This is a genomic window from Pseudomonas asiatica (assembly GCF_009932335.1).
Classification (GTDB): Bacteria; Pseudomonadota; Gammaproteobacteria; order Pseudomonadales; family Pseudomonadaceae; genus Aquipseudomonas; species Aquipseudomonas asiatica.
On sequence record NZ_BLJF01000001.1, the window covers coordinates 3,421,887 to 3,443,498 of the forward strand.

General features: G+C 64.1%; 23 protein-coding genes. 12 read left to right on the forward strand and 11 right to left on the reverse strand.

The features are described 5' to 3' along the window. Positions 1 to 28: 28 nt before the first annotated feature. The 5 genes from rluB to GYA95_RS15925 form a co-directional block, all read right to left on the reverse strand. Positions 29 to 1,096 carry a 23S rRNA pseudouridine(2605) synthase RluB gene (gene rluB, locus GYA95_RS15905; RefSeq protein ID WP_013973666.1) on the reverse strand — a complete coding sequence of 356 codons (1,068 nt, stop codon included), beginning with the start codon at positions 1,094 to 1,096 and terminating at the stop codon, positions 29 to 31. Between the two features lie 212 nt (positions 1,097 to 1,308). Beyond that, positions 1,309 to 2,079 (reverse strand): SMC-Scp complex subunit ScpB, encoded by a 771-nt coding sequence (scpB, locus tag GYA95_RS15910; RefSeq protein WP_015271279.1) that lies wholly within the window; start codon positions 2,077 to 2,079, stop codon positions 1,309 to 1,311. Then, positions 2,066 to 2,791 (reverse strand): segregation and condensation protein A, encoded by a 726-nt coding sequence (locus GYA95_RS15915; RefSeq protein ID WP_161551480.1) that lies wholly within the window; start codon positions 2,789 to 2,791, stop codon positions 2,066 to 2,068. Before GYA95_RS15915 ends, scpB begins: the two co-directional genes overlap by 14 nt. Positions 2,792 to 2,916: 125 nt before the next feature. Continuing rightward, complete coding sequence (locus GYA95_RS15920) at positions 2,917 to 3,546, reverse strand: L-threonylcarbamoyladenylate synthase (protein ID WP_015271281.1); 630 nt, start codon at positions 3,544 to 3,546, stop codon at positions 2,917 to 2,919. A 13-nt stretch (positions 3,547 to 3,559) separates the two neighbouring features. Continuing rightward, complete coding sequence (locus GYA95_RS15925; protein ID WP_015271282.1) at positions 3,560 to 4,420, reverse strand: PHP domain-containing protein; 861 nt, start codon at positions 4,418 to 4,420, stop codon at positions 3,560 to 3,562. Positions 4,421 to 4,487: 67 nt separating this feature from the next. Between GYA95_RS15925 and GYA95_RS15930 the strand changes: the two genes are divergently transcribed. The 5 genes from GYA95_RS15930 to GYA95_RS15950 all read left to right on the forward strand — a co-directional run bounded on the left by GYA95_RS15930 (position 4,488) and on the right by GYA95_RS15950 (position 8,183). Then, complete coding sequence (locus GYA95_RS15930) at positions 4,488 to 5,081, forward strand: septation protein A (protein ID WP_003259096.1); 594 nt, start codon at positions 4,488 to 4,490, stop codon at positions 5,079 to 5,081. Position 5,082: 1 nt separating this feature from the next. Further along, the gene (locus GYA95_RS15935; protein WP_015271283.1) at positions 5,083 to 5,382 is read left to right on the forward strand and encodes a YciI family protein; all 300 of its coding nucleotides are present in this window, start codon (positions 5,083 to 5,085) and stop codon (positions 5,380 to 5,382) included. Between the two features lie 204 nt (positions 5,383 to 5,586). Beyond that, the gene (locus GYA95_RS15940; RefSeq protein ID WP_013973673.1) at positions 5,587 to 6,264 is read left to right on the forward strand and encodes a response regulator transcription factor; all 678 of its coding nucleotides are present in this window, start codon (positions 5,587 to 5,589) and stop codon (positions 6,262 to 6,264) included. A gap of 101 nt (positions 6,265 to 6,365) precedes the next feature. Next, a complete protein-coding gene (locus GYA95_RS15945) occupies positions 6,366 to 6,782 on the forward strand; it encodes a Spy/CpxP family protein refolding chaperone (protein WP_013973674.1) in 417 nt (138 codons plus the stop codon). Positions 6,783 to 6,842: 60 nt separating this feature from the next. Then, the gene (locus GYA95_RS15950) at positions 6,843 to 8,183 is read left to right on the forward strand and encodes a sensor histidine kinase (RefSeq protein ID WP_015271284.1); all 1,341 of its coding nucleotides are present in this window, start codon (positions 6,843 to 6,845) and stop codon (positions 8,181 to 8,183) included. 148 nt (positions 8,184 to 8,331) lie between these two features. On the opposite strand, the gene GYA95_RS15955 is transcribed toward GYA95_RS15950, so the two are convergent. Continuing rightward, positions 8,332 to 8,889 carry a nitroreductase family protein gene (locus GYA95_RS15955; protein ID WP_013973676.1) on the reverse strand — a complete coding sequence of 186 codons (558 nt, stop codon included), beginning with the start codon at positions 8,887 to 8,889 and terminating at the stop codon, positions 8,332 to 8,334. 102 nt (positions 8,890 to 8,991) lie between these two features. On the opposite strand from GYA95_RS15955, the gene GYA95_RS15960 reads away from it, so the two are divergent. After that, the gene (locus GYA95_RS15960; RefSeq protein ID WP_013973677.1) at positions 8,992 to 10,446 is read left to right on the forward strand and encodes a TrkH family potassium uptake protein; all 1,455 of its coding nucleotides are present in this window, start codon (positions 8,992 to 8,994) and stop codon (positions 10,444 to 10,446) included. On the opposite strand, the gene GYA95_RS15965 is transcribed toward GYA95_RS15960, so the two are convergent. Then, positions 10,403 to 11,464 carry an AraC family transcriptional regulator gene (locus tag GYA95_RS15965; protein ID WP_015271285.1) on the reverse strand — a complete coding sequence of 354 codons (1,062 nt, stop codon included), beginning with the start codon at positions 11,462 to 11,464 and terminating at the stop codon, positions 10,403 to 10,405. The genes GYA95_RS15960 and GYA95_RS15965 overlap by 44 nt on opposite strands. Before the next feature lie 153 nt (positions 11,465 to 11,617). On the opposite strand from GYA95_RS15965, the gene GYA95_RS15970 reads away from it, so the two are divergent. Beyond that, the gene (locus tag GYA95_RS15970; RefSeq protein ID WP_015271286.1) at positions 11,618 to 11,929 is read left to right on the forward strand and encodes a DUF962 domain-containing protein; all 312 of its coding nucleotides are present in this window, start codon (positions 11,618 to 11,620) and stop codon (positions 11,927 to 11,929) included. Between the two features lie 41 nt (positions 11,930 to 11,970). On the opposite strand, the gene GYA95_RS15975 is transcribed toward GYA95_RS15970, so the two are convergent. Beyond that, the gene (locus tag GYA95_RS15975) at positions 11,971 to 12,783 is read right to left on the reverse strand and encodes a UDP-2,3-diacylglucosamine diphosphatase (RefSeq protein WP_015271287.1); all 813 of its coding nucleotides are present in this window, start codon (positions 12,781 to 12,783) and stop codon (positions 11,971 to 11,973) included. A 131-nt stretch (positions 12,784 to 12,914) separates the two neighbouring features. Between GYA95_RS15975 and GYA95_RS15980 the strand changes: the two genes are divergently transcribed. Further along, positions 12,915 to 13,688: a helix-turn-helix transcriptional regulator gene (locus tag GYA95_RS15980; RefSeq protein WP_015271288.1), complete on the forward strand. Its 774-nt coding sequence runs from the start codon at positions 12,915 to 12,917 to the stop codon at positions 13,686 to 13,688. 174 nt (positions 13,689 to 13,862) lie between these two features. Continuing rightward, the gene (locus tag GYA95_RS15985; protein ID WP_015271289.1) at positions 13,863 to 14,753 is read left to right on the forward strand and encodes a DMT family transporter; all 891 of its coding nucleotides are present in this window, start codon (positions 13,863 to 13,865) and stop codon (positions 14,751 to 14,753) included. A gap of 1 nt (position 14,754) precedes the next feature. Here the strand turns inward: GYA95_RS15985 and GYA95_RS15990 are convergent, their stop codons facing one another. Continuing rightward, positions 14,755 to 15,036: an Rdx family protein gene (locus GYA95_RS15990; protein WP_003259082.1), complete on the reverse strand. Its 282-nt coding sequence runs from the start codon at positions 15,034 to 15,036 to the stop codon at positions 14,755 to 14,757. Positions 15,037 to 15,103: 67 nt separating this feature from the next. Here GYA95_RS15990 and GYA95_RS15995 point away from each other — a divergent pair, with 67 nt between their 5' ends. Beyond that, a complete protein-coding gene (locus tag GYA95_RS15995) occupies positions 15,104 to 17,290 on the forward strand; it encodes a patatin-like phospholipase family protein (RefSeq protein ID WP_013973684.1) in 2,187 nt (728 codons plus the stop codon). 129 nt (positions 17,291 to 17,419) lie between these two features. Here GYA95_RS15995 and GYA95_RS16000 read toward each other — a convergent pair whose 3' ends face one another. Then, on the reverse strand, positions 17,420 to 17,857 hold the full coding sequence (locus GYA95_RS16000; RefSeq protein WP_013973685.1) for a MarR family transcriptional regulator: 438 nt from the start codon (positions 17,855 to 17,857) through the stop codon (positions 17,420 to 17,422). Positions 17,858 to 18,007: 150 nt separating this feature from the next. Continuing rightward, positions 18,008 to 20,155 carry a DNA helicase RecQ gene (recQ, locus tag GYA95_RS16005; protein WP_015271290.1) on the reverse strand — a complete coding sequence of 716 codons (2,148 nt, stop codon included), beginning with the start codon at positions 20,153 to 20,155 and terminating at the stop codon, positions 18,008 to 18,010. Between the two features lie 246 nt (positions 20,156 to 20,401). Here recQ and GYA95_RS16010 point away from each other — a divergent pair, with 246 nt between their 5' ends. Then, positions 20,402 to 20,989 carry a YecA/YgfB family protein gene (locus GYA95_RS16010; protein WP_013973687.1) on the forward strand — a complete coding sequence of 196 codons (588 nt, stop codon included), beginning with the start codon at positions 20,402 to 20,404 and terminating at the stop codon, positions 20,987 to 20,989. Further along, on the forward strand, positions 20,943 to 21,362 hold the full coding sequence (locus GYA95_RS16015) for a YbaN family protein (protein WP_161551430.1): 420 nt from the start codon (positions 20,943 to 20,945) through the stop codon (positions 21,360 to 21,362). The genes GYA95_RS16010 and GYA95_RS16015 overlap by 47 nt, the downstream gene beginning before the upstream one ends. Positions 21,363 to 21,612 lie beyond the last annotated feature (250 nt).

Below are 21,612 nucleotides of genomic sequence, written 5' to 3' on the forward strand. Positions count from 1 at the left end.
GCTGGTTCTATTTCAACGCAAAGGCCAATCAGCCACGCGGTTTGCCGCGGCCACGCCCTGCCGGCTTGTCACCTTCAGGCTTGGCCGGACGCTTGCGCATCTCGCTCGGGCGTTCGGCCACGGTGCTGCCACGGCCGGTCTTGCGCGGGGCCTCTTCACGCGCCTGGCGCGCCGGGCGTTCGCCGGCAGCAGCACCTTCGTGGGCCGGGCGCAGGCTGCGCACGCGCTCGCCACGGCCCAGCGGGCGGGTCGATTTGCGCTGCAGGCGCTCCATCTTGTCCTTGGCCTTGAGCTTCATGGCTGGCAGCGCCACCGGCTGCAGGCCCACTTCAGCAGCGAGGATGTCGATTTCGCCCTGGGTCATTTCACGCCAGCGGCCCATCGGCAGGTCGGAGTTGAGGAACACCGGGCCGAAACGCACGCGCTTCAGGCGGCTGACCACCATGCCCTGGGACTCCCACAGGCGACGCACTTCACGGTTACGGCCTTCCATCACCACGCAGTGGTACCAGTGGTTGAAGCCTTCGCCACCGGGTGCCTTCTGGATGTCGGTGAACTTGGCCGGGCCATCTTCCAGCATCACGCCGGCCTTCAGGCGCTCGATCATCTCGTCGTCGACCTCACCACGCACACGTACCGCGTACTCACGGTCCATCTCGTAGGACGGGTGCATCAGGCGGTTGGCCAGTTCACCGTCGGTGGTGAACAGCAGCAGGCCGGTGGTGTTGATATCGAGGCGGCCGATGTTGATCCAGCGGCCTTCTTTCGGACGTGGCAGGCGGTCGAACACAGTCGGGCGGCCCTCCGGGTCGTCACGGGTGCAGATTTCGCCATCGGGCTTGTTGTACATGATCACCCGGCGGGTGGCCTCGGCGGCCTCTTCGCGCTTGATCAGCTTGCCATCCACGGCAATGGCGTCGTGCAGGTCGACGCGCTGGCCGAGGGTGGCCTCGACGCCGTTGACCTTGATGCGGCCCTGGCTGATCCAGGCCTCGACGTCACGGCGCGAGCCAACGCCAATGCGCGCCAGCACTTTCTGCAGCTTTTCGCCGGATGGAGGGGTGATCTCGGTATCTTGCAGGTCTTGCTCACTCATCTGGGCACCTCCCGGTGTAGGAATGAAATAAGGGTTCTGGCGACGAACGCGCCAAAAGGCCGCGCATCATACGCGGTTCGGCGTGGGAACGCACTGGAGGGTAGAGGGTTTTGTGGGCTTTGCGAGGGGTTTCTGCCTAATGGTTATGTATTGGCATGGCCGGCCCTTTCGCGGGCACGCCCGCGAAAGGGCCGGTACAGGCAACAAAGGAATCAGGGCAGTGACTTGCCCTCTTCTTCCACCGAGGCCTCAGGCTCTTCCTCGCGCAAATCATCGAAATCGGTCTTCAGCCCCTCTTCCATGGCATCCAGCTCCACCAGCAGGCTACGGAAGCTGGTCTCCTCCTTCGGCTCGACAACCTCTTGCTCTTCCCCAAGGCTGGCATCCGCCAATGCCTGCAGGTGCGCCGGCACTGGCGCATCATCCGGGTCGAGCAGCGGCTCGGGCTCCATCTCCCGCAGCTCGGCCAGGGCCGGCAGCTCGTCCAAGCTCTTGAGGTTGAAATGGTCGAGAAACGCCTTGGTGGTGGCGAACATCGCCGGCCGCCCGGGCACTTCGCGGTAGCCGACCACGCGGATCCACTCGCGCTCCATCAGGGTCTTGATGATGTTGCTGTTCACCGCCACGCCGCGCACATCCTCGATTTCGCCACGGGTGATGGGCTGGCGGTAGGCGATCAGGGCCAGGGTTTCCAGCAGCGCGCGCGAGTAGCGCTGCGGGCGTTCTTCCCACAGGCGCCCGACCCACGGCGCAAAGTCCTCGCGAATCTGCAGGCGGTAACCGCTGGCCACCTCCTTGAGCTCAAAGGCGCGGCCGTTGCACGATTTGCCCAGCAGCTCCAGCGCCTGCCTGAAGACCTTGGGCTCCGGTCGCTCGGCTTCCTCGAACAGTTCGTACAGGCGCTCCAGGGATTGCGGCTTGCCCGAAGCCAGCAGGAAAGCCTCGATCAGCGACGCCAGGTCGCGGGGTTCATTCAGGTTCATCAGGGTCTTCAACAAGCGCCGGGCGAAGCCGCACGTGGATGGCGGCGAAGGGTTCATTCTGCACCAGTTCGATCAGCGATTCCTTCACCAGCTCGAGAATCGCCATGAACGTCACCACTACGCCCAGCTTGCCCTCCTCGGCGGCGAACAGCTCGACGAACGGCACGAAACCGCCACCCTTCAGGCGTTCCAGCACCTGGCTCATGCGTTCGCGGGTGGACAAGGTCTCGCGGGTGATCTGATGGCTTTCGAACAGGTCGTTGCGGCGCATCACCTCGGCCATCGACACCAGCAGCTCTTCCAGACTGACCTGGGGCAGCAGCTTGCGCACCTTGGCCTGCGGCGCCTCCAGGCGCGGCACCACCACCTCGCGGCCGACCCGTGGCAATTCATCGATACCTTCGGCGGCAGCCTTGAAGCGCTCGTACTCCTGCAGCCGGCGAATCAGTTCGGCGCGCGGGTCACCCTCCTCCTCCTCGACCTCGGCCGAGCGCGGCAGCAACATGCGCGACTTGATCTCGGCGAGCATGGCAGCCATCACCAGGTATTCGGCGGCCAGCTCCAGGCGCACGCTCTTCATCAGCTCCACGTAGCCCATGTACTGGCGGGTGATTTCCGCCACCGGAATGTCGAGGATGTCGATGTTCTGCTTGCGGATCAGGTACAGCAACAGGTCCAGCGGGCCTTCGAAGGCTTCGAGGATGACTTCCAGAGCGTCCGGCGGGATGTACAGGTCCAGTGGCAGTTCGGTCAGGGCTTCGCCATAGACCAGTGCCAACTGCAGCTGCCGAGGCGTTTCGGCCTGTTCGGCCGGTGCCTCGGGCGTTTCCACCTGGCTCACGCGTTGACCAGGAACGGCGTGGGGTCGCCGCAGCCTTCACGGACCAGTTCCGGTTCATCACCGGACAGGTCGATGATGGTCGATGCCTTGAGGTCACCGAAACCGCCGTCGATCACAAGGTCGACATGGTGCTCCAGGCGCTCGCGGATCTCGTAAGGGTCGGTCATCGGCTCGAAGTCGCCTGGCAGGATCAGGCTCACACTCATCAACGGCTCGCCCAGTTCGGCCAGCAGGGCCAGGGTAATGGCATGGGCCGGCACCCGTAGCCCGATGGTGCGCCGCTTATCGTGCAACAGCAGGCGCGGCACTTCGCGCGTGCCGTTGAGGATGAACGTGTAAGGCCCCGGCACATGTGCCTTGAGCAGCCGGAAGGTGCCGGTATCGACCTTGGCGTACAACCCCAACTGCGACATGTCGCAGCACATCAGGGTGAAGTTGTGCGTCTTGTCCAGCCCGCGCAGGCGCCGCACCCGTTCGATGGCCGCCTTGTCACCCATCTGGCAACCCAGTGCATAGGCCGAATCCGTCGGGTACACCACCACACCGCCCTTGCGGATAATCTCGACGGCCTGCTTGATCAGGCGCTGCTGCGGGTTCTCCGGATGAATCTGGAAAAATTGGCTCACGTAGTCGTCCTGTTCATACCGCCAAAGGCTGTTCATGGCTGAATCGGCGCCACAGAGGTGGCAGGTCCTCGGGCAAAGGCCGGTAGGCACCGATCTCGCCCCAGGTGCCGGGGCCGTGGAAGTCACTGCCAGCGCTTGCCAGCAGGCCGAACTCACGGGTGAGGATGGACATGGTGCCCACCTGCTCGGCAGGCATCATCCCGTTGACCACTTCAAGCGCCTGCCCGCCTGCCTGAATATAGTCGGCAATCAGCCTTCTGCGCTTGCTGCGGGTCAGATCGTAGTGCATGGGATGCGCCAGGCTCACCCAAGCGTTGGACTGGCGCAGGGTCGCGACGGTTTCATCAAGGGTCGGCCAGTGCTGCTTGACGTCCCCCAGCTTGCCGGCGCCCAGCCATTTGCGAAACGCCTCGCCGCGATCCTTGACGTGCCCGGCACGCACCAGGTACTCGGCAAAATGCGGGCGCGCCGGGGCGTTGCCGCTATCGCCCAGTTCGTGCTGCACGGCGCGAGCACCGTCGAGGGTATCGGGCATGCCCTTGGCCGCCAGCCGTTTGTCGATTTCTTCGGCGCGCAGCCAGCGGCCACGGTGCAGCGCTTCGATCGCCGCCAGCAGGGGCGGTGCGTCGAGCGGGAAGTCATAGCCCAGCACATGGATGGTCGCGCCACCCCAGGTGCACGACAGCTCCACCCCGCTGACCCAGTGCATGCCCTTGTCGCGGCACGCCTGGCGCGCCTCGGGCAGGCCTTCGATGGTGTCATGGTCGGTCAGTGCCAGCGTTTGCACCCCATGCTCATGGGCCCGGGCGACCAGTGTCGAAGGCGACAGGGCGCCGTCGGAGGCCGTGCTGTGACAGTGCAGATCAACATTCATGGAGGAGCGCTTTCGCTGGAATCGATGTTTGTTATTATGCCGTCACATCCCGATTCTGGCTGCCATTGTGAAACAATTCATCGATTTCATCCCGCTGCTGCTGTTCTTCATCGTCTACAAGCTCGACCCGCGCCCCATGGAAGTCGCCGGCCACAGCTTCGAATTCGGCGGCATCTACAGCGCCACGGCCATGCTGATCATCAGCTCGCTGGTGGTCTACGGCGCGCTGTTCCTGCGCCAGCGCAAGCTGGAAAAGGGCCAGTGGCTCACCCTGGTGGCCTGCCTGGTGTTCGGCGGCCTGACCCTGACCTTCCACAGCGAAACCTTCCTCAAGTGGAAGGCACCGGTGGTGAACTGGCTGTTCGCCCTGGGCTTCGCCGGCAGCCACTTCATCGGCGACCGGGTGCTGATCAAGCGCATCATGGGCCACGCCCTGAGCCTGCCCGATGCCATCTGGACCCGCCTGAACCTGGCCTGGATCGGCTTCTTCCTGTTCTGTGGCGCGGCCAACCTGTTCGTCGCCTTCACCTTCCAGGACTTCTGGGTCGACTTCAAGGTGTTCGGCAGCCTGGGCATGACCGTGATGTTCCTGGTAGCGCAGGGCGTGTACCTGTCGCGCCACCTGCACGACGACCCTTCTACCTCCAAACCCAAGGATTGACATGCTCTACGCCATCATCGCCAGCGACGTCGCAAACTCCCTGGAAAAGCGCCTGGCTGCCCGCCCGGCGCACATCGAACGCCTGCAGCAGCTGAAGGCCGAGGGCCGCGTGGTACTGGCCGGCCCGCACCCGGCCATCGACAGCAACGACCCTGGCGAAGCGGGTTTCAGCGGTAGCCTGATCGTTGCCGAGTTCGACTCCCTCGCCGCGGCGCAAGCCTGGGCCGATGCCGACCCCTACATTGCCGCGGGCGTGTACGACAAGGTGGTGGTCAAGCCGTTCAAGCAAGTGCTGCCTTGATCTGAGACCGCGTGGGCTTCTTCGCGGATAAACCCGCTCCCACAGAGACGGCGCAGGCTTCAAGCTTGCACTGCTCCTGTAGGAGCGGGTTTACCCGCGAAGAAGGCCACGCGGTACCAGCAGTTATACTGTTGCCATCAGTCTGCGGTATCTTTGCCACTGGCGGGCCGAATAGCCGCCGTCAATGGTTGAATTGAGTGAGTCATGAGCGAGCTGTTACTGATAGATGATGACCAGGAGCTGTGCGAGCTGCTCGGCAGCTGGCTGACCCAGGAAGGGTTTACCGTGCGCGCCTGCCACGATGGCCAGAGCGCACGCCAGGCCTTGGCCACGCATGCCCCGGCGGCCGTGGTGCTGGACGTGATGCTGCCCGACGGCAGTGGCCTGGAACTGCTCAAGCAGTTGCGCAGCGAGCATGCCGAACTGCCGGTACTGATGCTCTCGGCCCGCGGCGAGCCGCTGGACCGCATTCTCGGCCTGGAACTGGGCGCCGACGACTACCTGGCCAAACCTTGCGACCCGCGTGAACTCACCGCTCGCCTGCGTGCCGTGCTGCGCCGCAGCCACCCCACCGCCACCACCAGCCAGGTGGAGCTGGGCGACCTGGTCTACAGCCCTGCCCGTGGCGTGGCCAGCATCGATGGCCGTGAAATGACCCTGACCCTGTCCGAAAGCCGCATTCTGGAAGCGCTGCTGCGCCAACCCGGCGAGCCGCTGGACAAGCAGGAACTGGCGCAGATCAGCCTGGGCCGCAAGCTGACCCTGTACGACCGCAGCCTGGACATGCACGTCAGTAACCTGCGCAAGAAGATCGGCCCCCACGCCGATGGCCGGCCACGCATCGTCGCCCTGCGCAGCCGTGGCTATTACTACTGCCTCTGAACATCTTTACCGAGCCTTTACCATCCGCTGACCGCGCTTGACGGTGATCTCCCTAGACTGTGCTCATCCGGTAACCACCGGCCCATGAAAGGAGAGACACCATGCGCAAGACCCTTATCGCCCTGATGTTCGCCGCCGCCCTGCCGACCGTGGCCATGGCCATGCCTGAAGGCGGCATGCGCCACGACGGCCCACATCATCGCGGTGATGCGCCTTTCCACCAGCTGGACCTGAGCCGTGACCAGCGCCAGCAGATCGGCAAGCTGATGGGCGAGCAGATGAAACAGCGCCGCGACATTACCGAGCGCTACCTGTCCAAACTGCCGGCCGCCGACCAGAAGGCGATGAAGGACGAACTGCAGGCCAACCGCGACAAGACCGACAGCGCGGTCCGCGCCCTGCTCAAGCCTGAGCAGCAGAAGAAGTTCGACGAACTGCAGAAGGAACGCGCCGCACAGAAAGCCGAGTGGCAGGAGTTCCAGGCCTGGAAAGCTGAAAAAGGCAACAAGGCCCAGTAAGCTGTCCGCCCGATGCCCGGCCCGCCTCAGTGCGAGCCGGGCTTTTCTTGTTTGCAGGAGGTGCACTTGCGTTCACTGTTCTGGCGCATCCTGGCCAGTTTCTGGCTGGCCATCACCCTGGTTGCGGGCCTGTCGATCCTGCTGGGCCACATGCTCAACCAGGACGCCTGGATCCTCAGCCGCCACCCGGGCCTGAATACCCTGGCCAGCAAGTGGGCCAAGCATTACGAACAGGAAGGCCTGGCTTCGGCACAGCATTTCCTGGAACGGCGCAAGGACCGCTACAAGATCGACGTGCAGGTGCTCGACGACAGTGGCGAAGCCGTGGTGCCCGGCACCTTCCCGCGCCGTGCGGCGGCCTTCGAGGCACGCCAGCACAATGACCAGCGGCGCCTGCCGTGGCGCCGGTTGACCGAGGAATACACCAGCCCCGACACCGGCCAGACGTACCTGCTGATCTACCGCATCCCCCACCCGGCGCTGGATGCCTGGCACCGCGAAAGCCTGCTGTGGCCGCTCAGTGCGCTGGGCATTGCCCTGGTGGTGCTGACCCTGTTCAGCCTGCTGGTGACCCTGTCCATCACCCGCCCGCTCAGCCGTCTGCGTAGCGCCGTGCATGACCTGGGCCAGACCACCTACCAGCAGAACAGCCTGGCGCAGCTGGCGGCGCGGCGTGACGAATTCGGCGTACTGGCCAAGGACTTCAACAAGATGGGCGCTCGCCTGCAAAGCACCATCGGCAGCCAGCGCCAGTTGCTGCGCGATGTGTCCCATGAATTGCGCTCACCGCTGGCCAGGCTGCGTATCGCCCTGGCCTTGGCCGAGCGCGCCGAGCCTGAGCAGCGTGAGGCGCTGTGGCCACGCCTGACCCGCGAATGCGACCGCCTGGAAGACCTGATCAGCGAAATTCTCGCCCTGGCACGGGTCGATGCCGAACAGGCCCATGCCGAGCCGGTGGACCTCAACGCCCTGCTCGGCAGCGTGCGCAAGGATGCCCAGCTCAGCGCACCAGAGCAGGACGTGCGCCTGGATGCACAGCCAGGGTTGACCTTGCAAGGTTGGCCAACGCTGATCGAGCGTGCCGTGGACAACCTGCTGCGCAATGCCCTGCGCTTCAACCCGCAGGGCCAGCCGATCGAAGTCAGCGCCGCGCGCGAGCAGGACCGTATCCTGATCAGCGTGCGTGACCATGGGCCGGGGGCGGCGGCGGAGCACCTTGCACAGTTGGGGGAACCGTTCTTCCGTGCGCCGGGGCAGGAAGCGCCGGGGCATGGGCTGGGGCTGGCGATTGCACGCAAGGCGGCGGAGCGACACGGTGGCAGCCTGGTACTGGAGAACCATCCACAGGGGGGCTTCGTGGCGCGGCTGGAGTTGCCTGTGACTGAAGCGACAGGCAGTTGATTTGATGTAAATGCTCCCGGCCTCTTCGCGGGTAAACCCGCTCCCACAGGTAACCGTGCAAGGCCTGAAACTTGCGCCACACCTGTGAGAGCGGGTTTACCCGCGAAAGGGCCGGATGCCTTGATACGGCAATCAGCCCCAGGCCGCGCTATTCACCCCAGGCACTGACGAAATCAGCAGTTTCCAGAATCGGCGCGGTGCGCGGCTCGGTCAGCGGCGTACCCACATACAGGTAACCGATCAGCTCCTCGTTCGCAGCCAGCCCCAGGCCCTTGTGCACATGGGCATCGAAAGCCATGTCCCCGGTGCGCCATACCGCACCGATACCTTGCGCATGCGCCGCAATCAGGATGCCGTGCGCGGCACAGCCCGCCGCCAGCCGCTGCTCGGACTTGGGCACCTTGAAGTGGTCCTGCAGCTTGGCAATCACCACGATCAGCAACGGCGCCCGCAGGGGCATGGCGCGGGCCTTGTCCAGGGCAGCCTGGGTGGCATCCCCCTTGTGCTGCAGCGCTTCGGCGAACAGCTCACCCAGCTTCTCGCGGCCCTGGCCTTCGATGGTGAGAAAGCGCCACGGCCGCAGCTGGCCGTGGTCCGGGGCGCGCAGGGCGGCCTGGAACAGCGCCTCGCGCTGGGCGGCATTGGGCGCCGGGTCGGTCAGGCGTGGCACGGAAACACGGTTGAGCAATGCGTCGAGAGCCTCCATCGGCTACCCTCCTGGCAGGTAAATGTGCGGCCATTCTAGCGTTTACATCACCAGACCCATAGGTAGAATGGCGCCCTTCCGTTTAGAGTCAGAGCAGATCACATGGCGTTGCCGACCTTAAGGATCATTGGTTTCATCATCGGCATCTTCCTGATTACCCTCGCCGTCAGCATGGCCGTGCCCATGGCGACCCTGGTGATCTTCGAACGCACCCGTGACATGCCGTCGTTCCTCTGGTCGAGCCTGATCACCTTCATCGCCGGCCTGGCCCTGGTGCTTCAGGGTCGCCCCGAGCATGTGCACCTGCGCCCGCGCGACATGTACCTGCTGACCGTCAGCAGCTGGCTGGTGGTGTGCGTGTTCGCCGCCCTGCCTTTCCTGCTGACCCAGCACATCAGCTACACCGACGCCTTCTTCGAGAGCATGTCGGGCATCACCGCCACCGGTGCCACCGTACTCAGCGGGCTGGACAACATGTCACCGGGCATCCTGATGTGGCGGTCGATGCTGCACTGGCTCGGCGGCATCGGCTTCATCGGCATGGCGGTAGCGATCCTGCCGCTGCTGCGCATCGGTGGCATGCGCCTGTTCCAGACCGAATCATCCGACCGTTCGGAGAAGGTAATGCCGCGCTCGCACATGGTCGCCAAGTCGATCGTGGGGGTATACGTCGGCTTCTCGATCCTGGGCGCGCTGGGCTTCTGGTGGGCCGGCATGAGCCCGTTCGATGCGATCAACCACGCCATGTCGGCGATTTCCACTGGCGGGTTTTCCACCTCCGACCAGTCGCTGGCCAAGTGGGATATCCCGGCCGTGCACTGGGTCGCGGTGGTGGTGATGATCCTCGGCAGCCTGCCCTTCACCCTTTACGTGGCGACCCTGCGCGGCAACCGCAAGGCACTGATCCGCGACCAGCAGGTGCAGGGTTTGCTGGGCATGCTGGTGGTTACCTGGCTGGTGCTCGGCACCTGGTACTGGGCCACCACCAACCTGCACTGGCTCGACGCCCTGCGCCACGTGGCGCTGAACGTGACCTCGGTGGTCACCACCACCGGCTTCGCCCTGGGTGACTACAGCCTGTGGGGCAACTTCTCGCTGATGCTGTTCTTCTACCTGGGCTTCGTCGGTGGCTGCTCCGGCTCGACGGCTGGTGGTATCAAGATCTTCCGCTTCCAGGTCGCCTACATCCTGCTCAAGGCCAGCCTCAATCAGCTGATCCACCCACGTGCGGTGATCAAGCAGAAGTACAACGGCCACCGCCTTGACGAAGAAATCGTGCGTTCGATCCTGACCTTCTCGTTCTTCTTCGCCATCACCATCTGCGTCATGGCGCTGCTGCTGTCTTTGCTTGGCGTGGACTGGATGACCGCCCTGACCGGCGCTGCGGGTACGGTTTCGGGTGTGGGGCCGGGCCTGGGTGAAGTGATCGGCCCATCGGGCAACTACGCCACGCTGCCGGATGCTGCCAAGTGGATTCTCGCCAGCGGCATGTTGCTCGGCCGATTGGAAATCATCACCGTGCTAGTGTTGTGCATGCCGGCGTTCTGGCGCCATTGACCACCTCCGGCTCGGCGCCCAGGCGGGCGCGGTACTCACTGGGCGTGACATGGAACCAGCGGCGAAACGCACGGTAGAAATTGCTGGGGTCGGCAAAACCCAGCAGGTAAGCGGTTTCCAGCAGGGTCATGCCCGGCTGCGCCAGGTACTGTTCGGCCAGTTCGCGGCGGGTGTCGTCAAGCAGGGTCTGGAAGCTGGTGCCCTCCTCCTGCAGCCGCCGCTGCAAGGTGCGCTGCGACAGGTGCAGGGCCTGGGCCAGGGTTTCGCGCTTGGGCTCGCCCTGCGGCAGGATGCGGCACAGTACCTGGCGCACCCGGTGGGTGACCCGGCTTTCCGAGAAACGCGCCAGGTATTCGCCGGCAAAACGGTCATGCAGTATCGCCATGGCTTCATTGGCGGTGGGCAGCGGTGCCTCCATGTCGGCGCGCTCGAACACCAACGCATCGTGCGGCGCACCGAACACCAGCGGCGAATGGAACGCCACCTTGTAGGGTTCGATATTCTTTGGCTGCGGCCCTTGCACCAGCACCCGGCGCGGTTGCACCGGGCGACCGCTCAGCCAGCTGCACAGCGCCAGCGCACAGGCCAGCGATGCTTCGGCGCTGTGCCGGGTCGGTGGCAAGTGGTCGCCGTGTACGGTCAGGATCAGCGAATAGCCCTCGGGGCCGAGGACGAAGCTGAGGTCGGAGCTTTCGGCAATGATGCGCTGGTAACGCACCAGGCGCTCGAAGCCTTCGGCCAGGGTGCGGCTGGACATCAACGCATAACCCACCACATGGAACGATGCCGGGCGCACCACCCGCGCCATGTTCAGGCCTATGGCCTCGTTGCCCGACAGCTCTACCGCCAGTTGCCACAGCCGGGTCATGGAGTCCTGGGGGAAGCGCGCGTCGGGGTCGTCGAGGGCAGCGAAATCCAGCCCCAGCTGCTTGAACATGGCCCGGCAGTCCAGCCCTTCCAGTTCGAGTGCCTTCACGATCCCTGATGCCCAGCTGGCTGACGTGGTTCTTTCGCTCATGACAGGCTTCTTATGCTGACCGCTCCTGCGGTGAACCCCAAGGATATTCAATTGGCGCCTATTGTCACTGATAGGCTTCGCCAGTCACTCTAGACTCGAATCAGGCTCCACGCCGTGCATCTTGTCCAGAAGTGTTAATCCCGGAGCACTGTCATGAACCGCACAGCGCAGTTTCGCAGTTTTGCCGAGTTCTACCCTTACTACCTGGGGGAGCACAGCAACCCCACCTGCCGCCGCCTGCACTTCGTCGGCACCAGCCTGGTGATAGCCCTGCTGGCCTACACCATCGGCAGTGGCAAATGGTTGTTGCTGCTGGCCTTGCCCGTGTTCGGCTACGGCTTTGCCTGGGTCGGGCATTTCTTTTTCGAAAAGAACCGGCCTGCAACCTTTACCCATCCGCTGTATAGCCTGATCGGGGATTTCGTGATGTTCAGGGATATCCTGCTGGGCAAGATCAGCCTGTAGATCTTTTGGGGCTGCTTTGCGGCCCCCAGGGCCCTCAAGCCCTACGCCGGTTCGCGCACCGCCGCCGCTGCTTGCGCCTCCCGCGCCTGTGCCTCGGCCAACCGGTACAGCTCGATCGTGCCATCCCAATGCTCGATCAGCGCCGTGCACGACTCCACCCAATCCCCGCAATTGAGGTACTCCACTTCCCCCACCTGGCGAATCTCGGCATGGTGGATATGCCCGCACACCACCCCATGAAAACCGCGACGGGTGCACTCGTGGGCAATGGCATCCTCGAAGTCGCTGATGAAGTTCACCGCGCCTTTGACCTTGTGCTTCAGGTACGCCGACAGCGACCAATAGCCGTATCCATAGCGGGCACGCCAGCGGTTGAGCCAGCGGTTGAGCACCAGGGTGAATTCGTAGGCACGGTCACCGAGGAACGCCAGCCAGCGGTGGTAACGGGTAATCACGTCGAACTGGTCGCCATGGATCACCAGCAGGCGGCGGCCATCGGCGGTAAGGTGCTCGGCCTCGTCCACCAGTTGGATGTTGCCGAGTATCAGCCTGGAGTAACGGCGCAGGAATTCGTCATGGTTGCCGGTGACGTAGATCACCTCGGTGCCCCGCTTGCTCATGGTCAACAGGCGGCGAATCACGTTGGTGTGGGCTTGAGGCCAGTAGATACCACCGCGCAGCTTCCAGCCATCGATGATATCGCCCACCAGGTAGATACGGTTGGCCTGGTAGCCCTTGAGGAACTGCGACAGGTGTTCGGCCTGGCAGTCGCGGGTGCCCAGGTGCACATCGGAAATCCACAGGGTACGCACGCGTTGCTTGCGCGAGGGACGTGACAGTTCGGCATGGGTCATGGGCAGGCTCCGACGCAGTTTGCTGGAGACTGGCAGGCGCGAATGACAGATCGGTGGCAAAACCGTTACGAGTGATGGACCGCGAGGAATGAGGCACAATGCGCCTCTGCCCTGCGAGGACGCCTCTCCCCATGACCGCCGGCCCGATCCTCTCGCTGCGCCATTACCGCGACAGCCTGATCGCCCACAGCCACGAACACCCGCAACTGGTGTTCGGCCTGCGCGGTCGTCTGGACTTCGAGGTGCAGGGACATGGCGCCGGGATCGATCGACAGGGGTTGATCGTGGTACCGGCGGGCGCCCATCACACCTGCGCCAGCGATGGCGGCAGCGATTGCCTGGTGCTGGATGTACCAGGGGACCATTGGTTGCGCGAGCAACTGGGCGAACATGCAGATGCCAGCCGCCGCCTGCTCGACCGCCCCGCCGCCCTGGGCCTGGATGAGCGCCAGCAACAGTTGGTGGACTGGCTGGCGACCAGCCCCATGCACGACCCGCTGATTGCCCGACAAGGGGCAGCGCTGCTGCTGGCCAGCCTCAACCCCACGGCGGCCGCCAGCGTCACAGCCAGCCAGCGTCTGCCCTATGCCGCCTTCGACGCACATATCGAGCGGCATGCCGCCTACCCGCTGCAAGTGGCTGACCTGGCGCGCATCGCCGGGTTGTCCAGCGCCCGCCTGCATGCGCGCTTTACTGCGGAATGCGGGATGACGCCGATGGACTACATTCGCCAGCGGCGCTTGCTCAAGGCGCGACGGCTGGTGATGCAGACCTTGCTACCGATGGGGGAGATTGCGGCGCAGGTGGGGTACAGCTCGCAAAGTGCGTTTTCGGCGGCGATGTTGCGGGCGTTCGGGTGTACGCCGCTGGCTTTGCGGCGAGAGTCTGGCGACAAACCACACTAGCCTTGCGACAGAATGCATTCTCCTGAGCCTATACACTTGGCCTGTGCCGGCCCTTTCGCGGGTAAACCCGCTCCCACAGGTACTGCAAAGGCTTCGAAAGCGGTGCAGTAGCTGTGCGGGTTTACCCGCGAAGAGGCCGGCACAGCCAGTAGAGATCTTGAGCAAGGACCACCCATGAACCACCGCACCGCCCTCGGCGCCCTGCACATCGGCGCGCTGTTCTTCGGCCTCACCGGCGTCTTCGGCAAACTGGCCGCCAGCGCCAGCCCGGCGATCATCGTCTTCGGCCGCGCCGCCTTCGCCGTGCTCGCCCTGGCCCTGTTCGCCAGCCTGGCCGGCCCGGGCTGGCAACGCCTGAGCGGCCAGGACACTCGCCGCCTGCTGCTCGGTGGCGTGCTGCTGGCCGGCCACTGGGTCAGCTTCTTCATCGCGGTAAAGGTTGCCGGCGTGGCCATCGCCACCCTCGGTTTCGCCAGCTTCCCGGCCTTTACCGTGATCCTCGAGGGCCTGCTGTTCCGCGAACGCATCCGCCGCAATGAGGCTTTGCTGGTACTGCTGGTCAGCATCGGCCTGGTACTGGTCACGCCGGCATTCGACCTGGCGAGTGAAGCCACCGGTGGCCTGCTCTGGTCATTGCTGTCGGGGCTGCTGTTCTCCCTGCTGTCACTCACCAACCGCGCAGGCTCCGGCCGCCTGCCTGCAGTGCAGGCGGCGCTGTGGCAGAACCTGGTAGTGGGCCTGTGCCTGCTGCCGTTCGCGGCGCCGGACCTGGCCGGCGTAACTACCATGGACTGGCTGTGGATCGCCCTGCTCGGCATCTTCTGCACCGGCGTGGCGCACAGCCTGTTCGTCGCCAGCCTGTCGGTGATCAAGGCGCGCACCGCCGCCGTGGTATTCGGCATGGAGCCGGTCTACGGCATCGCCGTGGCCTGGGTGGTGTTCGCCGAAACCCCCACCCTGCGCATGCTGCTGGGCGGTGCACTGATCATCTTCGCCATCGTGCTTTCCAGCCGCCTGGCCGCCGAACAACCGCCCAGGCAGCGGCCACTGGCCGAAAGCGCCTGATTCAGCGGTCGTTGTGACCCAGGTCACGCTGCGGGTCGATCTGGTCGCGCACCCGCTGCTTCAGCACCTTGGCTTCGGGGAAGCCACCGTCGGCTTTGCGCTCCCAGATCTGCACGCCATTGCAGGTAATGCGGAAGATACCGCCGGTGCCAGGCTCCAGGGCCACTCGGCCGAGGTCGTCGGCAAAGGTGCTGAGCAGTTCCTGGGCCAGCCAGGCGGCCCTCAGCAGCCATTGGCACTGGGTGCAATACGTGATGACAATTTCCGGTTTGCTGTCGGCCATGGTGAGGCATCTCCAGATGAGTGGCCGCTTATACTAGCGGTCTTTAGCCCACGGTTTGAGACTCACGATGCGCCGTTTGCTGTTCTGTTTCCTGCTCACCCTCTCCTCCTTCACAGCATTCGCCGCCGAACCGGCCAGGCCCAAGGTTGGCCTGGTGCTGTCGGGGGGCGCGGCCCGCGGCCTGGCCCATATCGGTGTGCTCAAGGCCCTGGAGGAACAGGGGGTACGCATCGACGCTATCGCAGGCACCAGCATGGGGGCGGTGATAGGCGGCCTGTATGCCTCTGGCTACAGCGTCGAAGAGCTGGAAAAGCTTGCCACCACCCTCGACTGGCAACAGGCGCTGTCCGATGCCCCGCCGCGCAAGGACGTGCCGTTCCGGCGCAAGCAGGATGACCGCGACTTTCTGGTCAAACAGAAGCTCAGCTTTCGCGACGACGGCAGCCTGGGCCTGCCGCTGGGGGTGATTCAGGGCCAGAACCTGGCGCTGCTGCTGGAAAGCAAGCTGGCGCACACCGCCGACACCCGTGACTTCGACAAGCTGCCAATCCCCTTCCGCGCCGTGGCCACCGACATTGCCAGTGGCGAAAAGGTGGTGTTCCGCCGTGGTCACCTGCCCCAGGTGATCCGCGCCAGCATGTCGATCCCGGCGGTGTTCGCCCCGGTCGAGCTGGACGGCCGGCTGCTGGTGGACGGCGGCATGGTCGACAACATCCCGGTGGACGTCGCCCGCGAAATGGGTGTGGACCTGGCCATCGTGGTCGACATCGGCACGCCGCTGCGTGACCGCAAGCAGCTGGCCACGGTGGTCGACGTGCTCAATCAGTCGATCACCCTGATGACCCGGCGCAACTCGGAAGAACAACTGGCCAGCCTGCACCGCGACGACATTCTCATCCAGCCACCGCTGACCGCCTTTGGCGTCACCGACTTTGGCCGCGCCAGGGAAATGATCGAGGCCGGCTACCGCGCCACCCGCCTGCTCGACCCGCGCCTTGTCGCCCTGCGCCAGCCCGAAGGTGACAGCAGCCTGGCCGTGGCCCGCTCGCCACGCCAGCGCACGCCAACGATAACCGCGATCAGGATCGAGAACGACTCCAAGGTCAGCGACGAGGTCATCCGCTCGTACATCCGCCAGCCGATCGGTGCGCCGCTGGAGCTAGGCCGCCTGCAGACCGACATGGGCACGCTGTACGGACTGGACTACTTCGACCGGGTGCAGTACCGCGTGGTGCACAAGGGCGACGACAACACCCTGGTGATCAACGCCCGGGGCCGACGCGGTGGCACCGACTACCTGCGCCTGGGCCTGAACCTGTCGGACGACCTGCGCGGCGACAGCGCCTTCAATCTGGGCGCCAGCTACCGGGTAAACGGCATCAACAGCCTCGGCGCCGAATGGCTGACCCGTGGCCAGATCGGCGACCAGCAGGAGTTGTACAGCGAGTTCTACCAGCCGCTGGACGTGGGCTCGCGCTATTTCATCGCACCGTACCTGGACTTCAGCTCGCAGAACATCGAAGCCACCCTGGACAACGACCCGGTAGCCGAGTACCGCCTGGAGCGTTACGGTTTTGGCCTTAACGTGGGGCGGCAGATCGGTACCAACGGTGAAGTGCGCCTGGGCGTGGGCAAGGCCTGGGGCGAGGCCGAGGTGCGCATCGGCGACCAGGACCTGCCCAAGGTCAGTTTCAACGAAGGTTTCTACGAGCTGAAGTACTCGTTCGACACCCTGGACAATGTGTACTTCCCGCACAGCGGCGAGGATATCGGCCTGACCTTGCGCAAGTATGACCAGTCTCTGGATTCTGACCAGGATTACCGGCAGTGGATGTTCAACCTGGACAAGGCCATCAGCAGCGGGCCGAACACCTTCGTTCTGGGCGGGCGCTACGGGCGCACGCTGGATGATACCGAGGTGGTGACGTCGAGCTTCGTGCTGGGTGGCGCGCGGGAGCTGTCAGGCTTTCGCCAGGACTCGGTGTCGGGGCAGAACGTGAGCCTGATGCGCATGGTCTACTACCGCCGCCTGACGCCACGGGCCTACGTACCGCTGGACTTCCCGCTGTACATCGGCGGGTCGCTGGAGCGAGGGCGGGCGTGGAACAACGACAACGAGTTCGACAGTGGGTACATCAATGCGGCGAGCATCTTCCTGGGGCTGGAGACGCCGCTGGGGCCCTTGAACTTCACTTATGGTGCCAACAGTGCGCATGAGCAGGCGGTGTACCTGAACCTTGGGCATACCTTCTAGGGCCTGCACTGAACCTGTAGGAGCAGCCTTGTGCTGCGAAGAGGCAGGTTTGACAGAAGATGTTCTGTGCCTGGAATGACCTCTTCGCAGCACAAGGCTGCTCCTACAACGATCGCGGGTGCAGGTTGATCAGGATTTCTCCAGGTTGGCCAGGATCTTGGCATGCACCCGCATGCACACCTGCAGCTCCGCCTCATCCACCCCGGTGAACAGCTCTACCCGCAGTTGATTGGCAATGGTCTCGATCTGGTCGATCAGCGGCTTGGCCGGCGGGCACAGCACAATTTTCTTCGCCCGTCGGTCCTCCAGCACCGCCTGCCGGCGTACCAGCCCCTGCGCTTCCAGGCTATCGAGCAGGCGCGCCAGGGTCGGGCCTTCGACGCCCACGCTCTGGGCCAGCTCACGCTGGGTCGGGGCCTCTTCGAAACGGGCCAGGTGCAGCAACACCAGCCAACGTGCCTGTGACAGGTTGAGCCCGGCCAGGCGGCGGTCCAGCTCGGCACGCCAACCCCGGGACATCTGGGCCAGCTGCATGCCGAAGCGGTGTTGGTTGTCGGTCAGGGGCATAAGCAACTCATTGAATAGATCTAATTATTAGGCAGCTAACCATGGCCCGCCCCACGAGGCAAGGCTCGGGCACCCTGGAATATTCGATAATCGTCAAAAAACATGACAAAGGTCAGCAGATGGCAGTTCTGCCTCCGATCCTGTCACCACTTACAGCTCGAACTCGGCCGCCAGCGCAGCCCGCACGCAGTACAGCACGCCCTCCGGCACCCGCCCCCCGAACAGCGGCACGATCGCAGACACCGGTGGCAGCTCGCCCTCGCCATCGAGGAAGGCATCCTGCACTTCCATCAACAGGTCTTCCGGCAGGTCCAGGGCCTGCTCGAGGCTCAGTTCCTGGCGGCCCAGCGCCTCGGCCAGCAGGCTGTAGACGTTCTTCTCGCTGCAGTTGAGCTGGCCGGCGATCTGCGCCGGGGTCATGCCGGCGCGTGCCAGGCTGACCAGTTCGTGGCGCAGGTCGAGCACCACTTTCGGTGCTTCTTCGGTGCCACCGCTATTGTTCAGCACCTCGAGGAAGGCCTGGCCATAACGCTCCAGCTTGCGCGCACCCACGCCGCTGACCTGGGCCATGTCGCTGAGGCTGACCGGCTGGCTGCGCAGCATCTCCAGCAGCGTCGAGTCGGGGAAGATGACATAGGGCGGCACGCTGTGCTCCTCGGCCAGCTTGCGCCGCAGGGTACGCAGTGCTTCCCACAGCTCGCGCTCTTCGGCACGCACCAGCTGGCTGGCCGGGCTGCCGCCACTGGACGACGACGTCCTGGCGGTGGTCTGCGGCTTGAGGTCACGGCGCAGCTGCAAGGTCACCTCGCCCCGCAGCAGCGGCCGGCAGCTGTCGGACAGGCGCAGGCCACCGTAGCCTTCCAGGTCGATGTCGACCAGGCCGCGCGCCACCAGCTGACGGAACAGCGAACGCCACTCGACCTCGGCCAGCCCCTTGCCGACGCCAAAAACCGAGAGTTTTTCGTGGCCGAAATTGCGCACCTTTTCGGTGTCCTTGCCCAGCAGCACGTCGACCAGGTGCCCGACGCCGTAGCGCTGGCCGGTGCGGAACACCGCCGACAGCGCCTGGCGGGCAGGCTCGGTGGCATCCCAGGTCTGCACCTGGTCGACACAGTTGTCACAGTGCCCGCACGGTTGCTCGAGGGTTTCGTCGAAATAGGCCAGCAGTGACTGGCGGCGGCAGCGGGTTTCTTCGCACAGGGCCAGCATGGCATCGAGCTTGTGCTGCTCGATGCGCTTGTGGCGCTCGTCCCCTTCGGAGTTCTGCAGCATCTGCTTGAGCATGACCATGTCCTGCAGCCCGTAGGCCATCCAGGCATCGGACGGCAGCCCGTCACGGCCGGCACGGCCGGTCTCCTGGTAGTACGCCTCGAGCGACTTGGGCAGGTCAAGGTGGGCAACAAAACGCACGTTCGGCTTGTCGATGCCCATGCCGAAGGCAATGGTGGCGACCATGATCAGGCCTTCCTCGTTGAGGAAACGGTGCTGGTTGGCCGCGCGCGTCTCGGCTGCCAGGCCGGCATGATACGGCAGCGCCGGGAAGCCCTGGTCACAGAGGAAGGCAGCGGTTTCGTCGACCTTCTTGCGTGACAGGCAATAAACGATACCGGCGTTGCCGCGGCGTTCGCCGAGGAAGGCCATCAGCTGCTTGCGCGGCGCCTCCTTGGGCACGATGCGGTAGAAGATGTTGGGCCGGTCGAAACTCGACAGGAAGCGTTCGGCGCCTTGCAGGTGCAGGCGCTGGACGATCTCTTCACGGGTGCGCATGTCGGCGGTGGCGGTCAGCGCTATGCGCGGCACATGCGGGAACAGCTCGGCCAACTGGCCCAGTTGCAGGTATTCGGGGCGGAAATCGTGGCCCCATTGCGACACGCAGTGGGCCTCGTCGATGGCGAACAGCGAGATATCCAGATCACGCAGGAAGTCGAGCATGCGCGGCTGCACCAGGCGTTCCGGTGCCAGGTACAGCATCTTCACTTCGCCACGGCGCAGGCGCCCGGCCAGGTCACGCTGCTGCTCGGGGGTCAGCGTGGAGTTCAGCGCGGCAGCCGGCACACCCAGTTCGTCGAGCGTGGCGACCTGGTCGTCCATCAGCGCGATCAGTGGCGAGACCACCACTGTCAGGCCCGGACGCAGCAGCCCCGGCACCTGGAAACACAACGACTTGCCGCCGCCGGTGGGCATCAGCACCAGGGCATCGCCGCCATTAGCCACGCAGTCGATGATCGCTGCCTGGCGCCCGCGGAAACTGTCGTAGCCAAAGACGTCCTTGAGAACGCGCTGAGCCTGTTCGAGCATGTGCAACTCCACAAATCGCCGTACCATCCCGGATACAGGCTGGACGAAAAACCCGCCCCGCACACGCCAAATGCGTAAGCGGTTTTTGCCAGGCGGCCGGCAAATCCTGCCCCTGGATGAAAAATCGCGGAGTATACCGCAGCACCGCCCCGCGCAGGGCACCACGGCGATAGACGTTCCCTTTACCCCGCTGCCGTCGCAAGGTGCTAGAATTCGTTATCGTTTATTCCCCAAGGTAGCCCTGTAATGTCCTTCGCCGAGCAACTGACCCGCCTGCAAGCCTTCCTCGACGCCGACGAGCTGCACGAAGAAGCGCTGGACTATGTCGCCGCCCACGGCTACCTCACCGCCCTGTCGATCAATGCCGAGGAAGTGCCCGAGCGCGAATGGATCGACGCCCTGTTCGCCGAAGAGCCGCACTACGCCAGCGACGCTCAGCGCACCGAGATCGAGGCCACCCTGGTAGCGCTCAAGGCACACATCGCCCGCCAGCTGGCCAGCGACGATGAATTCGAGCTGCCGTGCGACCTCGACCTGACCGAAGAGCCGGACGATTCCGACCTGCGCGGCTGGTGCATCGGCTTCATGGAAGGCGTATTCCTGCGTGAAGAGGCCTGGTTCGAAAACGCCGAGGAAGAAGTCAGCGAGATGCTGCTGCCGATCATGGTCGGCTCGGGCCTGTTCGACGAGCAACCGGAGTTCGCCGACATCGCCAGCAACGCCAACCTGCAGGACGACATGATCGTACAGATCCCCGAAGCACTGACGGCGCTGTTCCTGCTGCTGCATGCCCCTGACGAAAAGCCGGCACTGCTCAAGCCACGTCACCACTAAGTCGCCTGTGCGCTACCTGCTGCTGGCCACCGGCTGGCTCAGCGTCGCGTTGGGGGTGTTGGGGATATTCCTGCCGGTATTGCCCACCACCCCGTTCCTGCTATTGGCGGCTGCCTGCTTTGCCCGCAGTTCGCCGCGCTTTCACCACTGGCTGGTTCATCACCCCAAGCTCGGGCCATGGATCCGTGACTACCTCAGTGGTGAAGGTATCCCCCTCAAGGGCAAGGTCTACGCCATCGGCCTGATGTGGGCCAGCATCGGCCTGTCGTGCTATCTGGTGCCCCTGTTCTGGGCACGCATCTTCATGTTGTCCAGTGCCGTCCTGGTAAGCCTGTATATCCTCAGCCAGAAAACCCTGCACAAGCCAAAGTGACAATATTCTGTCGCCAAATATCACTTTCGCCTAATTCGTGCTTCCCTTATCCGAAATGATTCTGGAAGTCGGTTAAAGCCCTGTATTCATTGGCCTTAATGGAGCTTTACGCCGCCATTTCCAAGGTTCAACTGCGAGCCTGTTAGATTATTTAATTAGATTATGGCAATTTGATATGAATAAATCTTCTTGTCTATCGCGTTGAATGTACTTAGCTGTGTTATTAAAAACCTGCAACACTATATGAAAT